23 protein-coding genes are annotated in these 21446 nt (G+C 70.9%); 7 read left to right on the forward strand and 16 right to left on the reverse strand.

Going from position 1 to position 21446, the window contains the following annotated elements; genetic code table 11:
* Positions 1 to 16: 16 nt before the first annotated feature.
* Genes ACMGFG_RS13235 through ACMGFG_RS13245 form a run of 3 tightly spaced genes read left to right on the forward strand, consistent with a single transcriptional unit; the run spans position 17 to position 3301 of the window.
* Positions 17 to 2284, forward strand: coding sequence for a VWA domain-containing protein (locus ACMGFG_RS13235; RefSeq protein WP_436930800.1), 2268 nt, complete (start codon positions 17 to 19; stop codon positions 2282 to 2284).
* A gap of 58 nt (positions 2285 to 2342) precedes the next feature.
* Positions 2343 to 2531, forward strand: coding sequence for a CbtB domain-containing protein (locus ACMGFG_RS13240; protein WP_436930801.1), 189 nt, complete (start codon positions 2343 to 2345; stop codon positions 2529 to 2531).
* Positions 2532 to 2533: 2 nt separating this feature from the next.
* Positions 2534 to 3301, forward strand: a complete 768-nt coding sequence (locus ACMGFG_RS13245; RefSeq protein ID WP_436930802.1) for a CbtA family protein — start codon at positions 2534 to 2536, stop codon at positions 3299 to 3301.
* Between the two features lie 198 nt (positions 3302 to 3499).
* Here the strand turns inward: ACMGFG_RS13245 and ACMGFG_RS13250 are convergent, their stop codons facing one another.
* The 11 genes from ACMGFG_RS13250 to cbiT form a co-directional block, all read right to left on the reverse strand.
* Entirely contained in the window at positions 3500 to 3640 is a 141-nt protein-coding gene (locus tag ACMGFG_RS13250) for a hypothetical protein (protein ID WP_436930803.1), read from the reverse strand.
* A 75-nt stretch (positions 3641 to 3715) separates the two neighbouring features.
* Positions 3716 to 4087 (reverse strand): DUF3209 family protein, encoded by a 372-nt coding sequence (locus ACMGFG_RS13255; RefSeq protein ID WP_436930804.1) that lies wholly within the window; start codon positions 4085 to 4087, stop codon positions 3716 to 3718.
* A gap of 39 nt (positions 4088 to 4126) precedes the next feature.
* Positions 4127 to 5350: a CbiX/SirB N-terminal domain-containing protein gene (locus ACMGFG_RS13260; protein WP_436930805.1), complete on the reverse strand. Its 1224-nt coding sequence runs from the start codon at positions 5348 to 5350 to the stop codon at positions 4127 to 4129.
* Positions 5347 to 6057, reverse strand: a complete 711-nt coding sequence (locus ACMGFG_RS13265; protein WP_436930806.1) for a cobalamin biosynthesis protein — start codon at positions 6055 to 6057, stop codon at positions 5347 to 5349. The genes ACMGFG_RS13260 and ACMGFG_RS13265 overlap by 4 nt, the downstream gene beginning before the upstream one ends.
* A complete protein-coding gene (locus tag ACMGFG_RS13270) occupies positions 6054 to 6317 on the reverse strand; it encodes a ferredoxin (protein WP_436930807.1) in 264 nt (87 codons plus the stop codon). The genes ACMGFG_RS13265 and ACMGFG_RS13270 overlap by 4 nt, the downstream gene beginning before the upstream one ends.
* Positions 6307 to 7299 (reverse strand): precorrin-3B C(17)-methyltransferase, encoded by a 993-nt coding sequence (cobJ, locus tag ACMGFG_RS13275; RefSeq protein ID WP_436930808.1) that lies wholly within the window; start codon positions 7297 to 7299, stop codon positions 6307 to 6309. The genes ACMGFG_RS13270 and cobJ overlap by 11 nt, the downstream gene beginning before the upstream one ends.
* Positions 7299 to 8210, reverse strand: a complete 912-nt coding sequence (locus tag ACMGFG_RS13280) for a precorrin-3B C(17)-methyltransferase (protein WP_436930809.1) — start codon at positions 8208 to 8210, stop codon at positions 7299 to 7301. The genes cobJ and ACMGFG_RS13280 overlap by 1 nt, the downstream gene beginning before the upstream one ends.
* Before the next feature lies 1 nt (position 8211).
* Entirely contained in the window at positions 8212 to 9240 is a 1029-nt protein-coding gene (gene cbiG / locus ACMGFG_RS13285; RefSeq protein ID WP_436930810.1) for a cobalt-precorrin 5A hydrolase, read from the reverse strand.
* A gap of 2 nt (positions 9241 to 9242) precedes the next feature.
* A complete protein-coding gene (locus ACMGFG_RS13290; RefSeq protein ID WP_436930811.1) occupies positions 9243 to 10130 on the reverse strand; it encodes a cobalt-precorrin-4/precorrin-4 C(11)-methyltransferase in 888 nt (295 codons plus the stop codon).
* On the reverse strand, positions 10127 to 10972 hold the full coding sequence (locus ACMGFG_RS13295) for a cobalt-factor II C(20)-methyltransferase (protein WP_436930812.1): 846 nt from the start codon (positions 10970 to 10972) through the stop codon (positions 10127 to 10129). Before ACMGFG_RS13295 ends, ACMGFG_RS13290 begins: the two co-directional genes overlap by 4 nt.
* A complete protein-coding gene (gene cbiT / locus ACMGFG_RS13300) occupies positions 10969 to 11577 on the reverse strand; it encodes a precorrin-6Y C5,15-methyltransferase (decarboxylating) subunit CbiT (protein ID WP_436930813.1) in 609 nt (202 codons plus the stop codon). The genes ACMGFG_RS13295 and cbiT overlap by 4 nt, the downstream gene beginning before the upstream one ends.
* 148 nt (positions 11578 to 11725) lie before the next feature.
* Between cbiT and ACMGFG_RS13305 the strand changes: the two genes are divergently transcribed.
* Both ACMGFG_RS13305 and ACMGFG_RS13310 read left to right on the forward strand, forming a co-directional pair.
* Positions 11726 to 12541, forward strand: coding sequence for a DUF7839 domain-containing protein (locus ACMGFG_RS13305; protein WP_436930814.1), 816 nt, complete (start codon positions 11726 to 11728; stop codon positions 12539 to 12541).
* A 191-nt stretch (positions 12542 to 12732) separates the two neighbouring features.
* Positions 12733 to 14655, forward strand: coding sequence for a beta-CASP ribonuclease aCPSF1 (locus ACMGFG_RS13310; RefSeq protein ID WP_436930815.1), 1923 nt, complete (start codon positions 12733 to 12735; stop codon positions 14653 to 14655).
* 64 nt (positions 14656 to 14719) lie between these two features.
* Here the strand turns inward: ACMGFG_RS13310 and ACMGFG_RS13315 are convergent, their stop codons facing one another.
* Complete coding sequence (locus ACMGFG_RS13315; protein WP_436930816.1) at positions 14720 to 15352, reverse strand: class I SAM-dependent methyltransferase; 633 nt, start codon at positions 15350 to 15352, stop codon at positions 14720 to 14722.
* A 353-nt stretch (positions 15353 to 15705) separates the two neighbouring features.
* Positions 15706 to 16923, reverse strand: a complete 1218-nt coding sequence (locus tag ACMGFG_RS13320) for a pyridoxal phosphate-dependent aminotransferase (protein WP_436930817.1) — start codon at positions 16921 to 16923, stop codon at positions 15706 to 15708.
* Between the two features lie 152 nt (positions 16924 to 17075).
* Here ACMGFG_RS13320 and ACMGFG_RS13325 point away from each other — a divergent pair, with 152 nt between their 5' ends.
* Both ACMGFG_RS13325 and ACMGFG_RS13330 read left to right on the forward strand, forming a co-directional pair.
* Entirely contained in the window at positions 17076 to 18410 is a 1335-nt protein-coding gene (locus ACMGFG_RS13325; protein WP_436930818.1) for a cytochrome P450, read from the forward strand.
* A gap of 53 nt (positions 18411 to 18463) precedes the next feature.
* A complete protein-coding gene (locus tag ACMGFG_RS13330; protein WP_436930819.1) occupies positions 18464 to 19930 on the forward strand; it encodes an amidohydrolase family protein in 1467 nt (488 codons plus the stop codon).
* A 58-nt stretch (positions 19931 to 19988) separates the two neighbouring features.
* On the opposite strand, the gene ACMGFG_RS13335 is transcribed toward ACMGFG_RS13330, so the two are convergent.
* The 3 genes from ACMGFG_RS13335 to ACMGFG_RS13345 are packed head-to-tail and all read right to left on the reverse strand — an operon-like array spanning position 19989 to position 21380.
* Complete coding sequence (locus tag ACMGFG_RS13335) at positions 19989 to 20384, reverse strand: PIN domain-containing protein (RefSeq protein WP_436930820.1); 396 nt, start codon at positions 20382 to 20384, stop codon at positions 19989 to 19991.
* Positions 20381 to 20623: a hypothetical protein gene (locus ACMGFG_RS13340; protein WP_436912351.1), complete on the reverse strand. Its 243-nt coding sequence runs from the start codon at positions 20621 to 20623 to the stop codon at positions 20381 to 20383. The genes ACMGFG_RS13335 and ACMGFG_RS13340 overlap by 4 nt, the downstream gene beginning before the upstream one ends.
* Before the next feature lie 58 nt (positions 20624 to 20681).
* Positions 20682 to 21380 carry a hypothetical protein gene (locus ACMGFG_RS13345; RefSeq protein ID WP_436930821.1) on the reverse strand — a complete coding sequence of 233 codons (699 nt, stop codon included), beginning with the start codon at positions 21378 to 21380 and terminating at the stop codon, positions 20682 to 20684.
* Between the last annotated feature and the right edge of the window lie 66 nt (positions 21381 to 21446).

The following is a 21446-nucleotide window of genomic DNA, read 5'->3' on the forward strand; positions in this document are numbered from 1 at the left end:
TTGCGCTAATACAAGTATGATTGAATACGGCGGACGCAAAAACCCTTCGTCCGACCGGGGTGAGTCGCTGTCGTTCGCGGAGATCGTGGGGCAGACGGAACTAAAACAGGCTTTACTGGCCGTCGCGGCGAACGACGACCTGGACGGCCTGCTCGTCCAGGGGGAGAAGGGGACGGCGAAGTCGACGGCGGTGCGGGCGCTGGCGGACCTGCTGCCGGACCAGTCGGTCGTGGCCGACTGTCCGTACGGCTGCCCGCCCGGCGAGCCCGCCCGGCAGTGCGAGGGCTGTCGCGAGCGGGCCGACCCCCCGACGGCCGAGCGGCCGGTCCCGCTCGTGACGCTCCCGCTGGGGGCGACCCGCGAGCGGGTCGTCGGGACCCTCTCCGTGGCGGACGCGCTCGACGGCGACCGCGAGTTCGACCCCGGCCTGCTCGCCCGCGCGAACCGGGGTATCCTCTACGTCGACGAGGTGAACCTCCTCGACGACCACCTCGTCGACGTGCTCCTCGACGCGGCGGCCAGCGGGGTCAACAGGGTCGAACGCGACGGCGTGAGCGTCGCCCACCCGGCCGAGTTCACGCTCGTGGGGACGATGAACCCCGAGGAGGGCGACCTCAGGCCGCAGCTCCGCGACCGGTTCGCGCTCCGGGCGACGGTCACCGCCTGCGAGGAGATCGACCGGCGCGTCGACATCGTCGACCGCGCGCTGGGCCGGACCGCGGGCGACGACTCCGGGGAGTCGACCGACCGCGAGGGCTCGGCGGACAGCGGGGGGTCGACTGGGGGACCCCGGGACCGGCTACGTGGGGCGCGCGAGCGGCTCCCCGAGGTCGTCCTGCCGAACGAGTTTACCCGGGAGATCGCGGAGCTCTGCCGGGACTCGGGCGTCGATGGTCACCGGGGAGACATCGCGACGGCGCGGGCCGCCCGGACCCTCGCCGCGCTCGACGGGCGGTCGAAGGTCATCGAGAGCGACGTGCGCCGGGCGGCGGAACTGGCACTCCCCCACCGGCTCCGGTCGCGGCCGTTCGAGGACGCTCCCGACCCCGAGGACCTCGTCGACGACCACTTCGACGACGGCGACCGGGCGGACGGCGCCGAGGGCAGCGGCCGGGGGGACGGCGACGACGACGGCGAGCGGGAGGATCGGTCGGGCGATGGCGACCGGGGGGACCGGGACGAACGGCCCGACGAGAGCCAGGGAGACGCCGGAACAGGTGACTCGGGCGGGGACGCGGACCCCGAACCCCGCGACGGGACCGACGGGTCAGACACGTCGGAACCTGACTCGTCCGTCGACGACGGTGGGGGCGGCGAGGTGGGGCCCGACTCGTCGGCTCCGGAACGAGACCAGGGAGAGGGAGCTGAGAGCGGCGAAGGCGCAGCGACCGGGGGCGCGGAAGCGGGTGGGGATCGGGACGGCGCGGACGATCGAGCGGCCGACGACTCCGGCGACGCGACCGAGGGGACGCCGGTCGTCCCCGGCAAGTCACGCGCCGGTATCGGGGCGGGACGCGCTCCCGACCTGACCGCGCCGGAGCCTGTCGAGCGCGCGAGCGGGGGCGACGGCTCCGGGTCGCACACGCAGTCGGGGGCCGACGGCGACGGGGCACGGGTACGGAGTCGGCGTGCGCGGGGGGATTCGACCGGGGACGTCGACGCCGCGGCGTCGGTGCGCGCGGCGTCCGCCCGCGGCGCGTCGTCCGTCGAGTCGCGCGACCTCCGGCGGTCGGTCCGCCGGAGCGACGCCGCCGCGCTGGTGGTGTTCGTCGTCGACGCGAGCGCGTCCATGCGGCCGGCGATGCGTGCGGCGAAGGGGACGGTCCTCGACCTCCTGAAGGACGCCTACCGGGAGCGCGACGAGGTCGCGTTCGTCGCGTTCGCGGGCGAGGAGGCGGACGTGCTCCTGCCGCCGACGGACAGCGTCGGCCTCGCCGCCCGCCACCTCAAGGACCTGCCGACCGGCGACCGGACGCCGCTCCCCGCCGGGCTCCGGACCGCCTGTGACGTGCTCGACCGCGCCGACCCGGCCGCGAGCGTCGTCGTGCTGGTCACCGACGGCCGGGCGAACGTCGCCGAGGACAGCCCCACCCGCGAGACCCGCGAGGCCGCGGGACGGCTGCGGGAGTTCGACTCGCGGGTGGTCGTCGTCGACGCGGACGACGGCGACCGCTCCGGCCTGACGGACCTGGTCGCCGACGAGACGGACGGCGAACACGTGCCCCTGTCCGCGCTGTCCCCCGAGCGGATCGACGCGGCCGTCGACGCCGCCCGCGAAAGCTAGCTTTCGCTCCTCCGGAAGTTTTACAATCTAACTTGATGTTGTGCAAGTGTAGTTTGGAATGTCGACCGCCAACGACACCGTTCACGGACGAGTCGAACAGGCCCGGATGGAACTGACGCCGACGCAGGCGGCCGCCGGACTCGCGTTCGTCGCGGCGCTCGGGTTCGCGCTCCTGTTCGTCCAGGAGCCGACGCTGCACGATTCGATGCACAACTTCCGGCACGCGGCGGGTGTGACCTGCCACTGACCGTGTTCACCGCCTACCTGAAGCGGGGGGTGAAAGCGGGGGCGGTCGCCGGGCTGGTGTTCGGCGTCCTCGTGGCGCTCGTCGCGAACCCGCTCGTCGGGTTCGCCGACGCCCTCGGACACGGCGGGGACCACGCCCTCGATGGCCGCCACGACCACGCGAGCGGCGAACACCACGGCGCCGTCTCGACAGCGGTCACGAACGGCGTGAGCGTCGTCGCCGGCGTCCTCTGGGGGATCCTCCTGGGCGGGGTCGTCTTCGGCGTGGTCTTCTACTTCCTCGAACCCGCGGTCCCGGGTGCCGGCGCGACCAAGAGCTATCTCCTGGCCGCCGCCGGCTTCGTCACGGTATCGGGGGCGCCGTGGCTCGTTCTCCCGCCGCAACCGCCTGGCGTCGCACACGCGCTCCCGACGGAGACACGCGTGGTGCTCTACGGCGGGATGATGGCCGCCGGCGCACTCGCGTGTCTGCTCGCGGGCTCGCTGTACGGCCGCCTCCGGGCGGCGCGCGGCCGGGCGACCGCCGCCGTCGTCGCGACGCTCCCGCTCTGTCTCCTCGCCGTTCCGACCGTACTCGCGCCGTCGAACGCGGTAGAACACTCTCTCCCGGCCGGTCTGGCGACCGGGATGACGGGCGTGACCGTGTTCGGACAGGTGTTGCTCTGGCTCCTCCTCGCGGGCTCGCACGCTCGATTCCGTCGATGGTCGGAGAACCCGGGCGCTTCGACGGTCGGAACCGACAACGGCGACGGCGCCCTCGCCGCGGACTGATGCGGTCGCGAACCGAGGCGGTCCGCGAGAACGGCTTCTCCGACCATGCCGTCGTCTGCGAGGCGGTGACCTCGTGACTGTGTGAACGGCAGTTCTCCGGTCGAGCGCTCACATCGGCGAGACGGGCTGTCCCGGAGTTCGTCTCCATCGGACTGGTCGCAACGAAGAGAGTCGGTCGACGACTGCAGGGCGGGCGAGTTACTCGTTTTCGAGGGCGTCGTAGACGTTCCGGTTCGCCTCTCGGTCTTCAGCTGCGACTCGCCTTACCAGTTCCCGACGAATGCCGTCCATCACCTCGTCGAGCGGAGAGCTCGTTTCCGTCCCTTCACCGGTAGCCATACCCAGGCGGATGGTTCGGACGGGGGTTAATCGTTCGGGTCCGACGAACCGTCGGTCAGCTGTGTCTGAAAGTCGCTACGCCTCGACGGGGAACGTCTCGTGGAGCACGTCGTGGGCCTCGCCCAGCCCGTCGAGGACGCTCTCGCTTTGGGCGCTCAGTCGGTGGACGGCCCGCTCCGCGTCGCGGACGGCCACCAGTCGCCCCCGGAGGTAGTCGTACTCGGGGTCCGACTCGTCCGTGGCGGCGATCTCTTCCTCCAGGTCGACGAGGGCGGCGTCGAGGTGGCGCTCGACGGCGGCGAGCGTCTCCGCCTCCGCCAGCGCCTCGATCGGCCCTTCCAGGTGGCCCTCCAGTTCCTGCTCCGCGTGCTCGCGGGCGTGTTCGTCCTCCGTACCGAGGACGTTCATCAGTCCGAGTCGCAGCGCCTCTATCTCGTAACAGCTCATGTGTGGTGTGGTCGTGTCGCGGTGTAGTTCGCGGGCGGTTCAGAGCGTCTGGTCGACCAGTCCGGAGACGATACGGTCGCGGTCGAGGTGGTGGGAGACGACCCGCTCGGCGTCGTCGGCGTCGACGCCGCCGTACCAGACCCCGTCGGGGTAGACGGCGACCATCGGCCCCTCGCCGCAGCGGCCGAGACAGGACGACCGCGTGATGCGGGCGTCGCACTCGTCGCTGTCGCGGGCGGCCTGGCGCAGTCGTTCGAGGACGGCGGGCGCGCCGTCGGCGGCGCAGGTCTGGTTCGTGCAGACGGCGACGTGTTTCTCCGGTGCGTCGTGGACGTGCGGGTCGTCGTCGACATCCGCCCGGTCGGCGTGTTCGGCCTGGTGGGTCAGCGCCCGCAACATTGCGCGGGCGCCGCCCTGGTCCTCCTCGTAGCCGTCGAGTTCGACCTTGTACTTGCAGGTGTCGCAGGACATGTCGACGCTGTCGGTGCGGGCCTCCTGCCAGCGGTCGCCGAGCACGTCCAGCAGCCGCGGGTCGGTCCCGAGCGGGTCGCCCGCCGCGGCGTCGACGTAGGGGTACTCGTCGTCGAACTCGTCGGCGCCGTCGCGGATCCGCCCGGTCAGGACGCCGTCGCCGAGCATGTACGGCAGGACGACGACGGCGTCCGGACGGGTCTTGGCGAGGTCGTGGAGCGTCTCCGACAGTACCGGTTCGGTGACGCCGATGAACGACGCCTCGACGCGGTCGAACTCGCGCCCCTCGTAGAGTAGGCGGGCGAGCTTGTGGGCGTCGGCGTTGGCGTCGGGGTCGCTGGAGCCGCGGGCGCAGAGCACAACGGCCACGTCGGCCTCGGCACGGTCGACGCCCAGCCGTTCCTCCACAGCCGCGGCGCGGTCGTCCAGCAGGTCGACGATGGCGGGGTGGACCCCGAGATGGGCGCCGCTGTGGATGGTCGTCCCCTCGTGGGCCGCCCGGGCCTGCTGGACGGCCAGCGGCACGTCCGTCTTGACGTGGCTCGCCGCGAACAGTGACAGCTGGACGACGGTCACGGCCGAGACCGAAGACGCCAGCCCGGTGATGGCCTCGTCGATGGCCGGCTCGGCCAGTTCGAGGAAGCCCGCGTCGACGGGCACGCCCAGCCGCTCCTCCAGGTCGGCCGCCAGTGTCCGGACCTGCTCGTTGGACTTCTCGCGGCGGGAGCCGTGGCCGACCAGCAGGACGGCCTCGTCGTCGAGGCTCGCCGGCGCGGACTGGGTGGCGGTCACCCCAGCTCACCCACGTTCCGGCCGGTCGCCCGTTCGACGCTCCGGCGGAGTTTCGCCCGCCGGTCGGCGGCGTACAGCCCCGACTCGCCGCTGCCGGCATAGACCCAGTCGGCGAAGGCGGCGGTATCGGCGCCGTCGGCCAGCCCGAACCAGTGGCCGCCCGACGACGACTCGTTCAGGTCGTCGGTCGGGACCGCCGGGTCGGCCTCGCCGAGCAGCGTCCGCACGGTGCGGAGCAGGCGTTCGTCCTCGTGGACGAACGAGACGCGGACGGACTCCGAGGACTCGCGGAAGCAGACCGTGCCGCAGGCCTCCAGCAGGCCCCGCACCAGTTGCGGGCGGTACTCGGCCAGCGCGTCGAAGCGGTAGCCGCCGGGCTGGCCGTCGATGGGGAGACCCAGCGCCGCGCCCGCCCGCTCGGCCGGCGCGCCGAACACCTGGACCTCGAACTCGTCCTCGAAGCGCGTGACCGAGGCGTCGTGTGCGGACTCGTGCGCCCGGGTCCGATGGTCCGCGACGACCCCGTCCGCGCCTGCCACGGCACCGAGCGCGTCTGCGGCCGTCTCGTCGCCCGTGCGCACGGTGATGCCTTCGCGGGAAACGCTGCCGTCGCCGGCGACGCGACCCCAGAAGTACGCCGTCGCCGGCGTCGCCGCCAGCAGGTCCTCGGCGGGGTCGGGCCGCGGCGGGTCGGCCGCGTCACTCATCGGTCGTCCTCCGCGACCGCGGTCACTTCGATGGCGTCGACCGGACAGGCTGCGGCGGCCTGTCGAGCCTCCTCGATCCTGTCGTCGTCGAAGGTCGCCACCGCCGACCCGCCTTCGGGGAGCGCTTCCGCGCTCTCCGCGCCGCCGTCGATGTCGGCCAGGCCGTCCGCCGCCTCGACGAACCGGTCGTCGCGGACGAGACAGGCGAAGACGCCGTCGCAGGCCACCCGGTCGAGGCGCACGCGGTACTCAGTAGTCATACTTCGACTCGTAGCCCCGCGGGGTCACCATCCGGTCGTCCCAGACGTAGGTCTCCTCGTTGCCGACGATGATCGTCGTCGTCATGTCGACCAGGTCGGTTTCGCCCAGCTCTTCGAGCTCGCCGAGTTCGACGATCTCGACCTGCTCGTCCTCGCGGCCGGCGCCGTGGACGATCCCGACGGGCGTGTCTGCCGGGCGGTGTTCTTCGAGGATCTCGCAGCACTTCTCGAAGTTCTCGCGGCGCTTGCGGCTCCAGGGGTTGTAGATGGAGATGGTAAAGCCCTCCTTGGCTGCGGCGTGCAGTCGCGATTCGATGGTCGGCATGTCCGTGAGGTGGTCCGACAGCGAGATGCTGACGGTGTCGTTCACGAGGGGTGCGCCCAGGCGGGCGCCGCAGGACTGGGCCGCCGGGACGCCCGGCACCACGTCGAACTCCACCATCGAGGCCGTGGCGCCCTTCGACTCCAGAATTTCGAGTGCGAGTCCCGCCAGCGCGTAGACGTTCGGGTCGCCGCTGCCGACGATCGCCACGTCGTTGCCCGCCAGCGCGCGGTCGATGGCTTCCTCCGTGCGGGAGACCTCGCCGCACATCGGCGTGTCGTAGAGTTCGTCGACGCCCTCGCGGACTTCCTCCGGCAACAGGTCGACGTAGGTCGTGTAGCCGACGATGTGCTCGGCGTCCAGGAGCGCCTCGCGGGCGCGGGCGGTCATGCCCTCGGGCTGGCCGGGGCCGAGGCCGACCGCGACCAGCCGGCCGGGGTCGGCGTCGAAGTCCTCGACCGTCGCGCCGACCTCCTCCTCGTCGCCGCTCGACGAGGCGCCACAGGACGACCCGGACGACGAGGACGCCGACCCGCCGCACTTCGAGGCGGAGTCCTCGGTGGTCGCGGCCTCCGAATCAGGTGTCGAGGCGGCGCCGCAGTTCGTTTCGGTGTCTGTGCTCGCGTCTGTCGTGGTGTCGGTGGTGTCGTCCGTGCTCATCAGAAGTCCTCCACGTCGCGCCCGCCGCGGGGCGTGACGAGGTGTTTCCCGTGGTCGTTCTCCCAGACCGCCGTCTCCGCGTTGCCGACGAGGATGGACGTGCCCATCCCGCCGACCTCGTCGTCGTGGGCGGTCGCCTCGCCCAGCGTCGTGATCGTGTGTGTCTCGTCGTCGCGGTTCCGGCCGGCGTCGCCGCGGCCGGCGTCGTTGAAGATCCCGACCGGCACGTCGTCGGCCCGTTCCTCGCGCAGTACCTCGATGGCCCGCTCGTAGTCGCGCCAGCAGTTGTAGAGGACGACGACGAACCCGGAGATGGCGGCCGCGCGCAGCTTCTCCTCGATTTCGTCCCAGCCGCGCCACTTGTCCGACAGCGATATCGTGCAGAAGTCGTTCGAGAGCGGCGCGCCGAGGTTCGCGGCGCCGCCCAGCGCCGCCGTGACACCCGGAACCACCTCGATGGGCACGTCCTCGGCACCCTCCGCCTCGGCCATCGTGAACAGCAGGTCGCTCTTGCCGTAGACGTTCGGGTCGCCGCCGGAGACGTGGGCCACGTCCTCGCCCGCCCGCACTCGCTCGAAGGCCTCGCGGGCGAGTTCGACCTGGCGGCCCATCGACGACCGGACGAGTTCCTGTCGGCGGCCGTCCGGCCGCTCGAGGACGGTCCCCTCTTCGCTTCCCGAGGACGCCGCCGCAGTTGCGCCGCCGTCGGTCGCTGCCTCGACCGCGGCGCCCTCGGGCGGGAGCGTCCCGTCGCGCCGCAGGAACTCCTGGTAGAGGTTGGAGGCGACGACGCAGTCGGCCGAGGCGATGACGTCCTTGGCCCGCTGGGTCATCGCGTGGGGCAGTCCGGGGCCGATGCCGACGACGTAGAGGGTCCCGAGGTCGCACTCGGCGGCCGTGTCGCCGGCCATCCTACCGCCCCACCGCCACGGTCACGGCGTCGTCGAACCGCTCCTTCTCGCGGGCGAGTTCGTGGTCGCGGCCGCCGGCGATGGCGGCGGCCTCGGCGATGCCCGGCCAGCCGATGAGCTCCTTCGACCGCGAGGGCGACGGGCCCTCGAAGCGCTCCAGCGTCTCCTTCTCGAAGGCGACGAGGCCCGCGCCGATCCGGTCGGCCGCCTCGTGGAGGCCGTCCTCGCCCGCCTTGCGGGTGCCCGTCGCGACGAACGCCACGTCCGCGACGGTCAGGTCGAGGTCCGCGAGCGCGCGCTTCCAGGCGTCGACCACCTGGTCGGCGTCGACGCCCGAGACCGTGCCGGTGCCGAGGACGACGCCGCCGTCGTCGGCGTCCCGGTTGCGCTTCAGCACCGTCACGTCGTCGTCGACGAGGACCGCCCTCGGGCCGTCGAGCCGTTCGACCGGCCCCAGTTCGCCGTCCAGCACGGCCAGGTTGGTCGCGACGGTCGAGTCGCCGTTGACAACGTGGGCGTCCAGCGCCTTGGCCTGCTTCTCGACGCCCTGCTCGTCGGCGGCCTCGCTGGCGGTCGTCATCGCCGGCACCGCACCCATCGTCGCCAGGTCCTCGGCGACCTGGTTGGCACCGTGGTGGCCGCCGGTGATCGGGATGGCCCACGTCAGTTCCTCGTCGATGACGACGATGGCGGGGTCGTCCCACTTGTCGTCGAGCAGCGGCGCGGTCTTGCGCATCGCGATGCCGCTGGCCATCAGCCCGACGAAACAGTCGTACTCGCCCCAGTACTCCTCGAACACGTCGCCGTGGTACTCGATCAGGTCGATAGTGTCGTAGCGGTCGCCGAGTTCAGCCTCGATCGCCTCCGCAGTCTCCCACTTTCGCTCGAAGGAAACGACCGCGATCTCCTCGGCGACTTCGCCGTCGGAGTCGGGGGTCGAACAGTGCCCGCCCGACCCGTCAGAGCCGGTCGTCCCGTCGTTCGATGCGTCCGCGTCAGTCGTGTCGGTGTCGTTCGTGTCGGTGCTCATTGTCAGTCGTCGGCCTCCTGGGTCGTGTCGTCGCCGCTCCCGTCCGCGCCATCGCTCGACGCCCAGCCGTCGTAGAGATACGAGCGCTCGTAGCCGGCCTTCCGGGCGGCGTCGCCGACGACGACCATCGCCGAGGCGCGGTAGCCGGCCTCGTCGAGGCGGTCGCCGATTGTGGCGATGGTACCCTCGATCACGTCCTCGTCGGGCCAGGAGGCGTGGTAGACGACCGCGACGGGCGTGTCCGGGTCGTGGCCGGCGTCGAGCAGTCGGTCCATCGTCTCTTCGACCGCGTGGGTGCCGAGGTAGATGCAGGTCGTCACGTCGCCCATCCCGACGAACTCGCCGATGTGGTCGTCCTCCGGGTCCAGGGTCTCGCCCTGGGGCCTGGTGAACGCGACGTGGTTGGCCACGCCGTTGAGCGTGAGTTGCGTCCGCAGCGTCGCGCTGGCTGCGAACGCCGAGGTGACGCCCGGGACGACGTAGGTCGGGACGCCCTCGTGTTCCAGCGCGTCCATCTGCTCGACGGCCGCGCCGTAGATAGCGGGGTCGCCGCTGTGGAGCCGCACCACGTCGCGGCCGGCCTCGTAGGCGTCGGCCATCAGCGGGACCAGTTCCTCGAGGTCCTTGCCGATGGACGAGACCTGCTCGGCGTCGTCGCAGTACGCCTCCAGGAGTTCGCTGTTGACCAGCGACCCCGCGTGGACCACGAGGTCCGCCTCCTCGACGAGTTCTCGGCCCGTGACCGTCAGCAGCCCCGGATCGCCGGGCCCGGCGCCGATGAACGGGATCCCCTCCTGTTCGTCGCCGGCGCTGTGGTCGTCGACGCGGGCGTCGCGCTCGGTGGCCCGCCGGGCCGTCTCGGCGTCGATGGCCGCCTGGGGGTCGGTCACCGACCCACCTCTCCGGGGAACCCGTCGCCGCCGGACTCGCCCTCGGCCAGTTCCATCCGCTCGACCGGCCGGTGGTCGTCGCCGCTCGCGTCGTCCCGATCGAGGCCGCCGCCCGGCACGCCGCCGTCGGTGCGAACTTCGCCCGCCGAGTCGTCGGCGTCGGCGAACGCCGCGGTCGCGGGCTCGTCGTCGAGGCCGCGCTTCTCCGCGTAGGCGAGCGTGTAGTAATCCCGGTCGTCGACCTCGCCCGGGTCCGCCGTCACGACCGTCTCGCCTTCCTCCATGTAGAGGCGACGGCCGAAGGCCACGTCGTAGCCCGCGTCGACCAGTTTCCCGTGGGTCGCCGGCGCGTCGGTCACCTTGAACAGGACCATGCGGTCCGGGCCGGTCGGGGCGGCGCCGCGGGCGGCCTCCCGGAGCGCCAGGCTCGCGCCCGCCGTCACCTCGACGCCCAGCGCCGTCGTGAACGCGGTGACGGCGCTGACCCCGGGGACCGTCTCGACGGCCACCTCCGGGTGGAAGGCGTCGAGCGTCCGCCGGAGGTGGCCGAACGTCGAGTAGACGTTCGGGTCGCCCAGCGTGACGAAGGCGGCGGTGCCCCCGCGGGCGCGGGGCGCGATCTCGGCGGCCGCCGCCCTCCAGGCGCGCCGGAGTTCGTCCTCGTCGCGGGTCATCGGGAAGTCGAGGTCGCCGATCCGCTCGGCGGGGACGTGTTCGGTCGCGACCGACCGGGAGAGCCGCCCCGGCGAGTAGACCACGTCGGCCGATTCGAGCACCTCGCGGCCGCGGACGGTCACGAGGTCGGCGTCCCCCGGCCCGAGGCCGACGCCGTAGAGCGTCATCGGTCGCCCCCGTCGGCCGTCTCGCCGTCGACGACCGACCCGCCGTCGGCGGCCACCGCCTCGCCGTCGACGCCGCCGACCAGCATGTACACCGGGTTGTCCGCGTCGAAACTCGTCGCGCCGGCCAGGTCGTAGCCGTGGCTCACCTGGAACTGGACGACCTCCGCCAGCAGGTCCCGCTCGCGGAACGCCTCCGTGGCTGCGCCCGCGACTTCGAGCCGCGAGACGTTCATGACGACGCGGTCGACACCGGTCTCGACCGCGTGGTCCAGGACCGCCTCGTAGTTCCGGCTCCCGCCGAGAAAGAGGGCGTCCGCGTCGTCGGGCAACCCCTCGGGCGCTTCGGCCGCCCGGAGAGTCACGCCGTCGGCCGCGTCGTTGGCGGCGAGGTTCTTCCGGGTGGTCTCGAGCCGGTCGGGCTTCCGTTCGAGCGCGGTGACCCGGCCGGCGCGTCGCGCCGCCTCGACGGTGACGGCGCCGGTACACGAACCGACCTCCGCGAAGTGGTCGGCCGGCCCGAGGTCGAGTCTGTCGAGCAGCACGGCCCTGACCTCCCGCTTGGTCGGGCCGGCCTTCGCGTCGTGTGGCAGCGATACCTGTGCCATCGCCGAGTACAACCACCGTGGGGCGTAAAACAATTTTGGTTGTTTTAGAAAAAGTGAAGTTGCAAAAACCGGTCGTCAGTGGCGGTCTTCCCCAATCTCGGCGGAGTTAGGGCAAAATTACTTTAGTTACCGGGCCCGAGTGGGGACGATGTCGAACGACGCGGCCGACCCGGAGGAGTTCGGGGTGCTCCGGAGCAAGCGAAACGCCACCCGGTACCAGATCCTGGTCGAGATCGCCGAGCGCCAGCCGGCGGTCAACCAGCAGGAGATCGCCGACGCCATCGGGATCACCGCCCAGGCGGTCAGCGACTACCTCCAGGACCTGGTCGAGCACGGGTACGTCGAGAAACACGGACGCGGCCGGTACGAGGTGACAAAGGAGGGCGTCGACTGGCTCATCTCCCAGACCGACGAGCTGCGCCACTTCGTCCAGCACGTCTCCGAGGAGGTCATCGGGCAGGTCGAGGTCGAGACGGCGATCGCCACGACCGAAGTCGACGAGGGCGAGACCGTCTCGCTAACGATGCGCGACGGCGTCCTGCGGGCGATGTCCGGCGACGCCGGGAGCGCGACCGCGGTCGCGGTGACGGACGCCGAACCGGGCCAGGACGTGGGGATCACGAACTTCGACGGCGTGGTCGACTACGACCTCGGGTCGGTGACGATCGTCTCGGTCCCGCAGGTCCAGAACGGCGGGAGTTCGGCGGTCGACGCGGACAGGGTCGTCGAACTCGCCGGGGACCACGACCTGCTGGCAGTCGGGGGCGCCGAGGCCGTCGCCGTCGCCGAGGCGGCCGGGATCGACCCCGACATCCGGTTCGGGAGCCCAGCCGCGGTCCGGGAGGCCGCCGCGAAGGGGCTGGACATCCTGCTGCTGGCGTCGACGGAACTGGTCTCGGCGCACACCGACAAGCTCCGCGACCAGAACCTCAGCTACGAGGTCGTCGACCCGGCGGAGGCGTAGCCGCTCCCGCGCCGGGCGGCGCTCGCTGGCGCGGCGACCACCGGCGCACTGCCGAAATATCGGGGTCGGCCGCCGTCGGACAGGAAGGGAAGATTCTTACTCGCGCTCGAACTTGGTCTAGGTATCAGCCCGACAGCCGTCGGGATTTCCGCGGTTCTTGCGGCGTGTCCGCGCAGATCCGAAGGAAACGCATGAAAACGACACACGATTCACTCGACGAGATTCGCGCACGGGTCGACGAAGAGACACCTGACGACATCGCGATCGACAGCGTCCAGTTCGAGGGGCCGGACCTGGTGGTCTACACCCCCGACGTGGAGGCGTTCGCCGAGCGCGACCGGCTCGTCCCGAACCTGGCGAGCACGTTCAAGAAACGCATCACCGTCCGGCCGACCGCCGAGGCGCTCGTGCCAGAGCGGGAGGCCGAGGGGGTGATCCGCGAGACGATCCCGGACGACGCCGGCGTCCAGTCGCTGGACTTCGACGGGTCGACCGGGGAGGTGCTCATCGAGGCCGAGGAACCGGGCATGGTCATCGGCCGCCACGGCGAGACGCTCGACGAGATCCGGGCCGCGGTCGGCTGGACGCCCGAGGTGGTCCGCACGCCGCCCATCGAGTCCTCGACGGTCTCGAACGTCCGCAACTTCCTCAAGCAGGAGCGCGACGACCGCCGGGACATCCTCGAGGAGGTCGGCCGCCAGATCCACCGCCAGCCGACGGCCGACGAGCAGTGGGTCCGCGTCACCACGCTGGGCTGCTGTCGCGAGGTCGGCCGGGCCTCGTTCCTCCTGTCGACGCCGGAGACCCGCGTGCTCATCGACTGCGGCGACAAGCCCGGCGCCGAGGGCGAGGTTCCCTATCTCCAGGCGCCGGAGGCGCTCGCAGCGGGCCCCGACTCCATCGACGCGGTCGTGCTCACCCACGCCCACCTCGACCACTCGGCGCTCATCCCGATCCTGTTCAAGTACGGCTACGACGGGCCCATCTACACGACCGAGCCGACCCGCGACCTGATGGGCCTGCTCCAGCTCGACTACCTCGACGTGGCCTCGAAGGAGGGGCGGACGCCGCCGTACGACAGCTCGATGGTCCGGAAGGCGCTCAAACACACCATCCCCGTCGAGTACGGCAACGTCACCGACATCGCGCCCGACGTGAAGCTGACGATGCACAACGCCGGCCACATCCTCGGGTCGGCCGTCTCGCACTTCCACGTCGGCGAGGGGTTCTACAACGTCGCCTTCTCCGGGGACATCCACTACCGGGACACGCGCCTGCTCGACGGCGCCGTCAACGACTTCCCGCGGGTCGAGACCCTGATCCTGGAGTCGACCTACGGCGGCCGCGACGACTACCAGACCGACCAGGAGGACTCCGAGCGCAAGCTCGAGACGGTCATCAACGAGGCCCACGCGAAGGGCGGCAAGATCCTGGTCCCGGCGTTCGCAGTCGGCCGCTCGCAGGAGCTCATGCTCGTGCTCGAGGAGGCGATGCGGGAGGGCCGGATCCCGACGATGCCCGTCTACCTCGACGGGATGATCCGCGAGGCGACGGCGATCCACGCCGCCTATCCGGACCACCTCCGCGAGCGGCTCCGCGACCGGATCCTCTACGAGGACGACAATCCGTTCCTCGCCGAGCAGTTCCACCAGGTCGACGGCGGCGACGAGATGCGCCGGGACATCGCCGACGACGAGCCCGCCATCGTGCTGACCACTTCGGGGATGATCACCGGCGGTCCCGTGATGTCCTGGCTGCGCCTGCTGGGCGGCGAGCCCGACAACACGCTGGTGTTCGTCGGCTACCAGGCCGAGGGGACGCTCGGCCGCCAGATCCAGCAGGGTCGCGACGAGATCTCGCTGAACGACACGTCGGGCCGCGGTGCCGACCGGGTCCCCCTGAACATGGGCGTCGAGACGGTCGACGGCTTCTCCGGTCACGCCGACCGCCAGGGGCTGGAGACGTTCGTCCAGACGATGAACCCCCGCCCGGAGACGGTCCTCTGTGTCCACGGCGACGAATCGTCGACCGACCAGCTCTCGTCGGCGCTCTACGAGAAGTTCAACATGCGGACCGTCGCGCCGAAGAACCTCGAAACCTTCCGGCTGGCCTGACGGTCCCCGCGGTCACGTTCACTTCACAATCGCCGAGTTGCCGGCGAACCCGACCGCGCGTTCGTCAGCGGCGGGTCGCCGACGACACGCGGAAGACGCGGATGGTGTCGCGACTGGTGGGTTCGGAGAGCAACTGTGCGCAGCCGAGGTCGGTGAACACCGCCTTCCAGTCGCGGTGGAAGAGGGGGAACTCGTCGTCGACGCGGCTGACCTCGGCTTCGCCGCGGCCGCGCTGGGGACTGTTGCCCTCGTTCTCGGCGGTGACCAGCAGGTCGGCCGTGATCCGCGTCAGCTCCGCGAACACCCACTCGTCGTCGGGGTGGATGTGCTGGAGCGTCTCGACCGAGAAGACGGCGTCGAAGGCCCCGTCGTCGTACTCCGGGAGCAGGTCCTCGACCGCGCCGGTCCGGAAGTCGCCCGTCTCCGCCAGCCGGGGGTAGCGGTCGGCCATCACGTCGAAGGAGTCGGCGTTGATGTCGATCCCGGCGAGGTTCTCGAAGCCGCGGTCGCGGAGGTGGGCGAGGTGGCGGCCGGAGCCGCAGCCGACCTCGAGGATCGCCGCCCCGTCGTCGAGGTAGTAGTCGAACGCGTCGGCGATCGTCTCGCTCACCTCGTTGGGGCCGATCTCGGCGTAGTACTCCGGGGAGTACTTCTCCGAGCGGTCGGCCCACCCCCGCCTGTTGTCCTCGGGGTCCATAGCGGGCGATATCGGGCTCGCAAGTTAACGCCATCGCTCCGCTCGAAAAACGGGACGGCTCGGGAGCGGGGCGCGTCAAAATGGGACGAGATCGGACACGGGGCTGACTCGTGTCGAACGGCTCGTCCCCACGTCGTAGTATCGGGCCACACACTCAAGAAGACCGTGTTCACGTGGATCATCACAGACGACTCCTCGAGATTCGAACCCGCCACGGCCCTGGATACAGTGTATTTCATCGTATACGCGACGACTGCCGGATGGATGAGCCGGATGGGGTCGGCGCTCGGCTCGGACTGGTGTCGCGGTAGCGACTGGTTCGCTCGAAGGTAATTAGAGAACTGCGGTCGCGATCACCGGGGCGAACGGTCGGCCTCGACCATCGCCTCGAAGCGGTCCAGGCCCGCCTCCAGCCGGTCGAGCCCGTTCGCGAAGCTCAGGCGGAGGTGGCCCTCGCCGCCGGCGCCGAACGCCGAGCCCGGCGCGGTCACGACGCCGTGGTCGGTGAGCAGTCGCTCCGCGATTTCGGTGTCTGACCCGGACAGCGCACTCACGTCGACGAAGGCATAGAACGCGCCCTCGGGCGGGGCGACCGAGACTCTCGGGATCTCCTCGGTCCGGTCGAGGACGTACGCCCGCCGCTCGGCGAAGGCTTCGCGCATCTCGTCGACGGGCTCGCGCGGGCCGGTCAGCGCGGCGAGGGCGGCGTACTGGGCGGGCGTGTTGACACAGGAGGTGGTGTGCTCGCGGATCTTCGTCACCTGGCCGACCACATCCGGGGGGCCGGCGAGCCAGCCGACCCGCCAGCCGGTCATCGCGTAGGCCTTCGAGACGGAGCCGACGGTGAGCACCCACGACTCGCGGTCGATGCGGTCGGCAACGGCCGCGGTCCGGGGCGGCCGCTCCGCGTAGGTCAGCTGGCGGTACACCTCGTCGGCGAGGACGAAGGCGTCGTGGTCGCCGGCCGCCCTGACGACGCGCTCGACCGCCGACTCGGGGAACACCCGCCCCGTCGGGTTCGACGGCGAGGTGAGGAGAACGACCGCGGTGTCGGGACCGATCGCGTCGACGATCCGTTCCGGGTCGGGCGCGAACCCGTTCTCGGCGGGCATCGGCACCTCGACCGGCCTGGCGTCGGCGAGTTTCGCCTGCGAGACGGGGTTGGGCCACGCCGGCGTCGGCACCACTACCTCGTCGCCGGGATCGGCGACCGCGTGGATCGCCAGGTGCAGCGCCTCGACGCCACCGGTCGTGACGACGACCTCCGATCCAGGGTCGGGTCTCGGCCCGCCGTCGTCCGTGAGGTGGTCGGCGACGGCGCCCCTGAGATCCGCGATCCCGGCGTTGGCGGTGTAGTTCGTCCGGCCGGCGGTCGCCGCCTCGTGAGCGGCCTCGACGACGTGGGCGGGCGTGTCGAAGTCCGGCTCGCCGAACTCCAGGTGGACGAGGTCGCCGTCCTGTTCGGCGGCCAGGTCGAACATCTCGCGGATCCCCTGGGGTTCGACCGCCCGTGCCCGCTCGGAGATGCGACTCTGTCCCTGATCGGGACCGGTGTCGGCGCGCTCGGTCATCGGTCGGATCCTCCGCCGTGAGCGGCAAGTACGTTGGGATGTACGCGGTGTCCGCCCCGAACGTGTCGGCTTCCCCGCACACCTCGTGCGCACTTAAACCACCGAGTATCCCCGCGACAACGCCGATGGGGTCGACGGTTCGAGGACCGGACATGAGCCGGACGACGGGAGACGCGCCGCTCGCACCGAAGCGCTCGGGCGTGCCGCTGGTCGGGAGCGCGGTCGCGTTCGCCCGCGACCCCTACGACTTCTACGCGGACCTGGCGAGCCACGGCGACGTGGTGCGGTTCTCGATGGGCACGTACGACATGGCGACGGTCCTCCACCCCGACGGCATCGAGCAGGTGCTCGTCGACGACTTCGACCGCTTCCGGAAACCCGACCTCGCGGGCGGCGTCGACGCCCTCGCCGACGGACTGCTCCTCTCGGACGGCGAGCAGTGGCGCCGCCAGCGTACGGGCCTGCAACCGCTGTTCTACCGCGAGCGCGTCGAGACCTACGCCGAGACGATGGCGACCTACGCGGCCGCCGCGGCCGACGAGTGGGCAGCCGCCGACGGCGTCGAACTGTCGGAGGCGACCTCGGCGTACACGCTCCGGGTGCTCGGGAAGACGCTGTTCGGGATCGACGCCGACGAGTACCGCGACGCGGTGCGAGCGGGCGCCGAGGCCATCCTCGAACGCACCAGCCAGAACCCGGTCGCCACCGAGATCCCCCAGTGGGTCCCGACGCCCGCGAACCGCCGCTACGAGCGGGGGATCGAGCGGCTCGACGCGGTGATCGACGAGTTGCTCGCCGAGCGCGACCCCGACTCCGACCGCGAGGACCTGCTGTCGCTGCTCGTCGAGATGGGCAGCGACGGCGACCTGGACGAGTCGGAGATCCGCAGCCAGCTCGTCACCTTCCTGTTCGCGGGCCACGAGACGACCGCGACCGCGCTCACGTGGGCGCTCGCGGAACTCGGCCGGAATCCGGACATCGCCGAACGCCTGCACGCGGAGGTCGACGGCGTCCTCGAGGGGGACCGTGCGACCCTCGCGGACCTGCCTGACCTGACCTACACCGAGCAGGTCCTCCGGGAGACGCTGCGGCGGTACCCGCCCGCGGCGGCCATCTTCCGGGAGACCGACGAACCGGTCACCGTCGACGGCTACCGCATCCCCGCTGACACGTTCCTCACGCTCCCGCAGTTCCACGTCCACACCGACGAGCGGTGGTGGGCGGACCCGCTCGAATTCGACCCGAGCCGGTGGGACGATGTCGACGACCCGCCCGGCGACCGCCCGGAGTACGCGTACTTCCCGTTCGGCGGCGGCCCGCGCCACTGCATCGGGATGCGCTTCGCGCGCATGGAACTGCGACTCGCGCTGGCGACCGTCGCGAAGCGGTGTCGGATCGTCGACGTTCCCGACGACATCGCGGTGGCAGTCGGGTCGACCGTTCATCCGGACGGTCCCGTCGAGGTGACGCTGGAACACAGAGCCTGACGCCACGGACTGAACGGACACGCTGAAGATCCCGCCGGGCGAACCGGCCACGCATGGCGGCAGACGTAGTGATCCACGACGCCCTCCTGCTCACCGTCGACGACGACAACCGGATCTACGACGGCGGGACACTGATCGTCTGCGACGGCGAGATTACCGAGGTCCGGTCCTCGCGCGAGGGGGACACCGACCTCGACGCCGACCGCGTGATCGACGGCGACGGCCGGCTCGTGATGCCCGGTCTGGTCAACGCGCACACGCATCTGGAGCTGACACCGTTGATCGGGGCGTTCAGCGATCTGGACCTGCTGGAGATGATGGGCAGTATGACCGCCATCTACGCCGGGTTCGCCGACGGCGAGTACGACTACCTCGCGGAGGCGGGCTACGAGCTCGCGGCGCTCAACTTCCTGCGCGGCGGCGTGACGACGGTCAACTCGATGGACGTGGCGCCGGCAGCGGGCGCCGAGACGTTCGGCGAGGCTGGCCTGCGCGGCTTCTTCGGGCCGGCCCTGTCGGACCTGTTCTGGGACCGGCCCGTCGACGAGCAGTTCGAACGGGCCCGCGCGTTCATCGACGAGCACCACGGTACATTCGGAGGCAGGATACGCGCGACGATCTCCCCCCACGACGACTGGTCATGTACCCGCGACCTCTGGGAGCGGACCGCCGACCTGGCTGGGGAGCACCCCGATCTGCTCGTCCACACGCATCTGCTCGAACTCGAGGAGAGCGACGTGATGGCCCGGTCGAACGGCGCCGACGACTCCCTGGCACTTCTAGAGGAAGTCGGCCTGCTGGACGACCGGCTATTCGGCGCTCACTACCGGATGGCCGACGACGAGGACGTCCGGCGGACCGCGCAAGCGGGCGCCGGCGTCGGGCATTGCCCGTCGATCTTCTGCTACTGGAACCCCGATCCCGACGTGCAGTGGACACCGGTGCCGGAACTGCGCTCGGCGGGGGTCGACGTGGGCATCGGCATCGACGACCACTACTGGCACGACTCGTACGATCTGTTCGGCGAGGCTAGGCAGGCCCGCCTCGCGGCGAACCTGAAGCGCGGAACGGGTCAGTTCCACTCGATGGAGCTGGTGCGGATGCTCACGGCCGAGGGTGCGAGTGCGCTGAACGTTGGAGCGGAGATCGGCAGTCTCGAACCCGGGAAACGGGCGGACCTGGTCGTCCTCGACGTGGACGAACCGAAGTTCACGCCGCTGAGGAACGTCCCGGCGCAGGTCGTGAACAACGCCGGCCCCGCCGACGTGGAGACCGTCCTGGTCGACGGGGAGTTCGTGCTCGATGACGGCGCGGTCGTGACGATGGATCCCGAGGCCGTCCGCGAGCGGGCGGAGGTGGCCGTCGAGCGGTTCGCCGACGAGACCGGCTGGGAGATCGGCGTCGGCGGGGCGGAGCCGCCGGGCCGAGTCGAAGTGGCCCGCGAGTCGCCCAGGCGCGGTCCGGCGGAGCTACTCGGGCGACTCGCCTATCAGTCGGTCCGGGATCGGTTCCCGTTCTAACGGCCCGCGAGCTGCCGGCGGGTCCCCGGCGGCGGCCCACTGTTCACAGTAATCACTATCAGTACGTCTCGACCGGGACGCCGAGCGTCTCGAAGTCGTCCACATTGTCGGTGAGGACGGCGTCGTCGAGGATTTCCGCCATTGCCGCAATATATGCGTCGTTGCTGCCGATCCCCGTCGGAGCCCCGGCTTCGTCGTCGGCTGCCGCGAGCAGTTCGCCTGCCGTGCGCGCCACCTCCTCGTCGACGTCGATCCGTGGGTAGCCCAGCAGCCGGTTGCGGACTTCTGCTTCGGTCGTATCGCTGCGGGCCGTCGTGACGCCGTAGTACGTCTCCGCGACCACTGGTACCGGTAGCCACTGCATCTCCCCCCGTCCGACGAGTTCGCGTCCCTTCTCGAAGGCGTCGGGGTCCTCGGCCATCAGGTCGAACAGGTACGAGGAGTCGAGGATCATCCGTCGTCGTCCTCGAAGGCCGCTCGCGCGGCGGCGAAGCGGTCGCCGTCGCGCCCGCGCAGGTCGTCGACGGCCGCCTTCGCCCGCTCGGCCTCCTCGCTCGTCAGCAGCCCCGCCACGTCGTCGGGGTTCGGCCCGCGGGTCATCCGCCGGAGCGTCTCCTCCATCGTCTCGTCGGCCCGCTTGTGCGCCGAGAGCCACTCGTGGTACTCCTCGGAGACGCGGATGGTCTTGACCATGTCGTATATTCGGATATACGCCGTAAAGAGGATTTCGGCGCGGGGGGCCGGGGTGAGGTCACTCCTCGCTCTCGCGACCCCTGAACGCGCGCTGGCCGGGCATGACCGAGTCGCCCGTCCGCTCGACGGCGACGGTCCCCGGGACGGCGTCGGACTCGCGGGTGATCCGGGCGATCTGCCCGGGGAGGTTGACGACGGCGGCCAGGAGAATGACGGCGGCGACGGCGACGCCCGCCGGGAGGACGAGCAGGTCCGTGAACGCGGCGACGACGCCGACGCTCAGTGCGAGCGTGCCGGCGACGGTGCCGAGGATGGCCAGCGTCACCAGCAGCGCCTTCCGGAAGTTGGTCCGCTGGTTGTGGCGGATCCAGTCGGCGTAGCTGTCGACGAGGTGTTCCAGCGCGGCGGCCTCCGAGCGGTCGCCGACTCCCTCCAGACCAGTGGGGTCGGCGCCGACGCGCTGGCCCGCGGTCGCGTAGGTCAACCCCGCGGCGGCCGCCGAGAGGACGAACAGCGCGACACCCGCGCCGACCGCCGGGTTCAACACACCTGCCACCGCGGCAGCGTCGCTGGCGCCCGCGACGGAGAGCACCGAGAACAGCACGCCGACGACCGCGACGTTCAGCCGGAACACCGACACAGCCTTCGAATCGATGTCGTCGAGCGTCGACAGCTGCGCACGCAGCGTCCGCTGGGCCTCCTCCCGAGCGATCCGCAGCGATTCGACGTTCCCGCCGTCCGGCGAATCACCTGACATGTAATCCGTTTGTTTCTGCCATCGTGTAATACTGTCGTCGCAACCGTTTTGTGACAGCCGAGCTGA

It is taken from the genome of Halosimplex halobium, from assembly GCF_051414055.1.
In the GTDB taxonomy this organism is placed as follows: Archaea; Halobacteriota; Halobacteria; order Halobacteriales; family Haloarculaceae; genus Halosimplex; species Halosimplex halobium.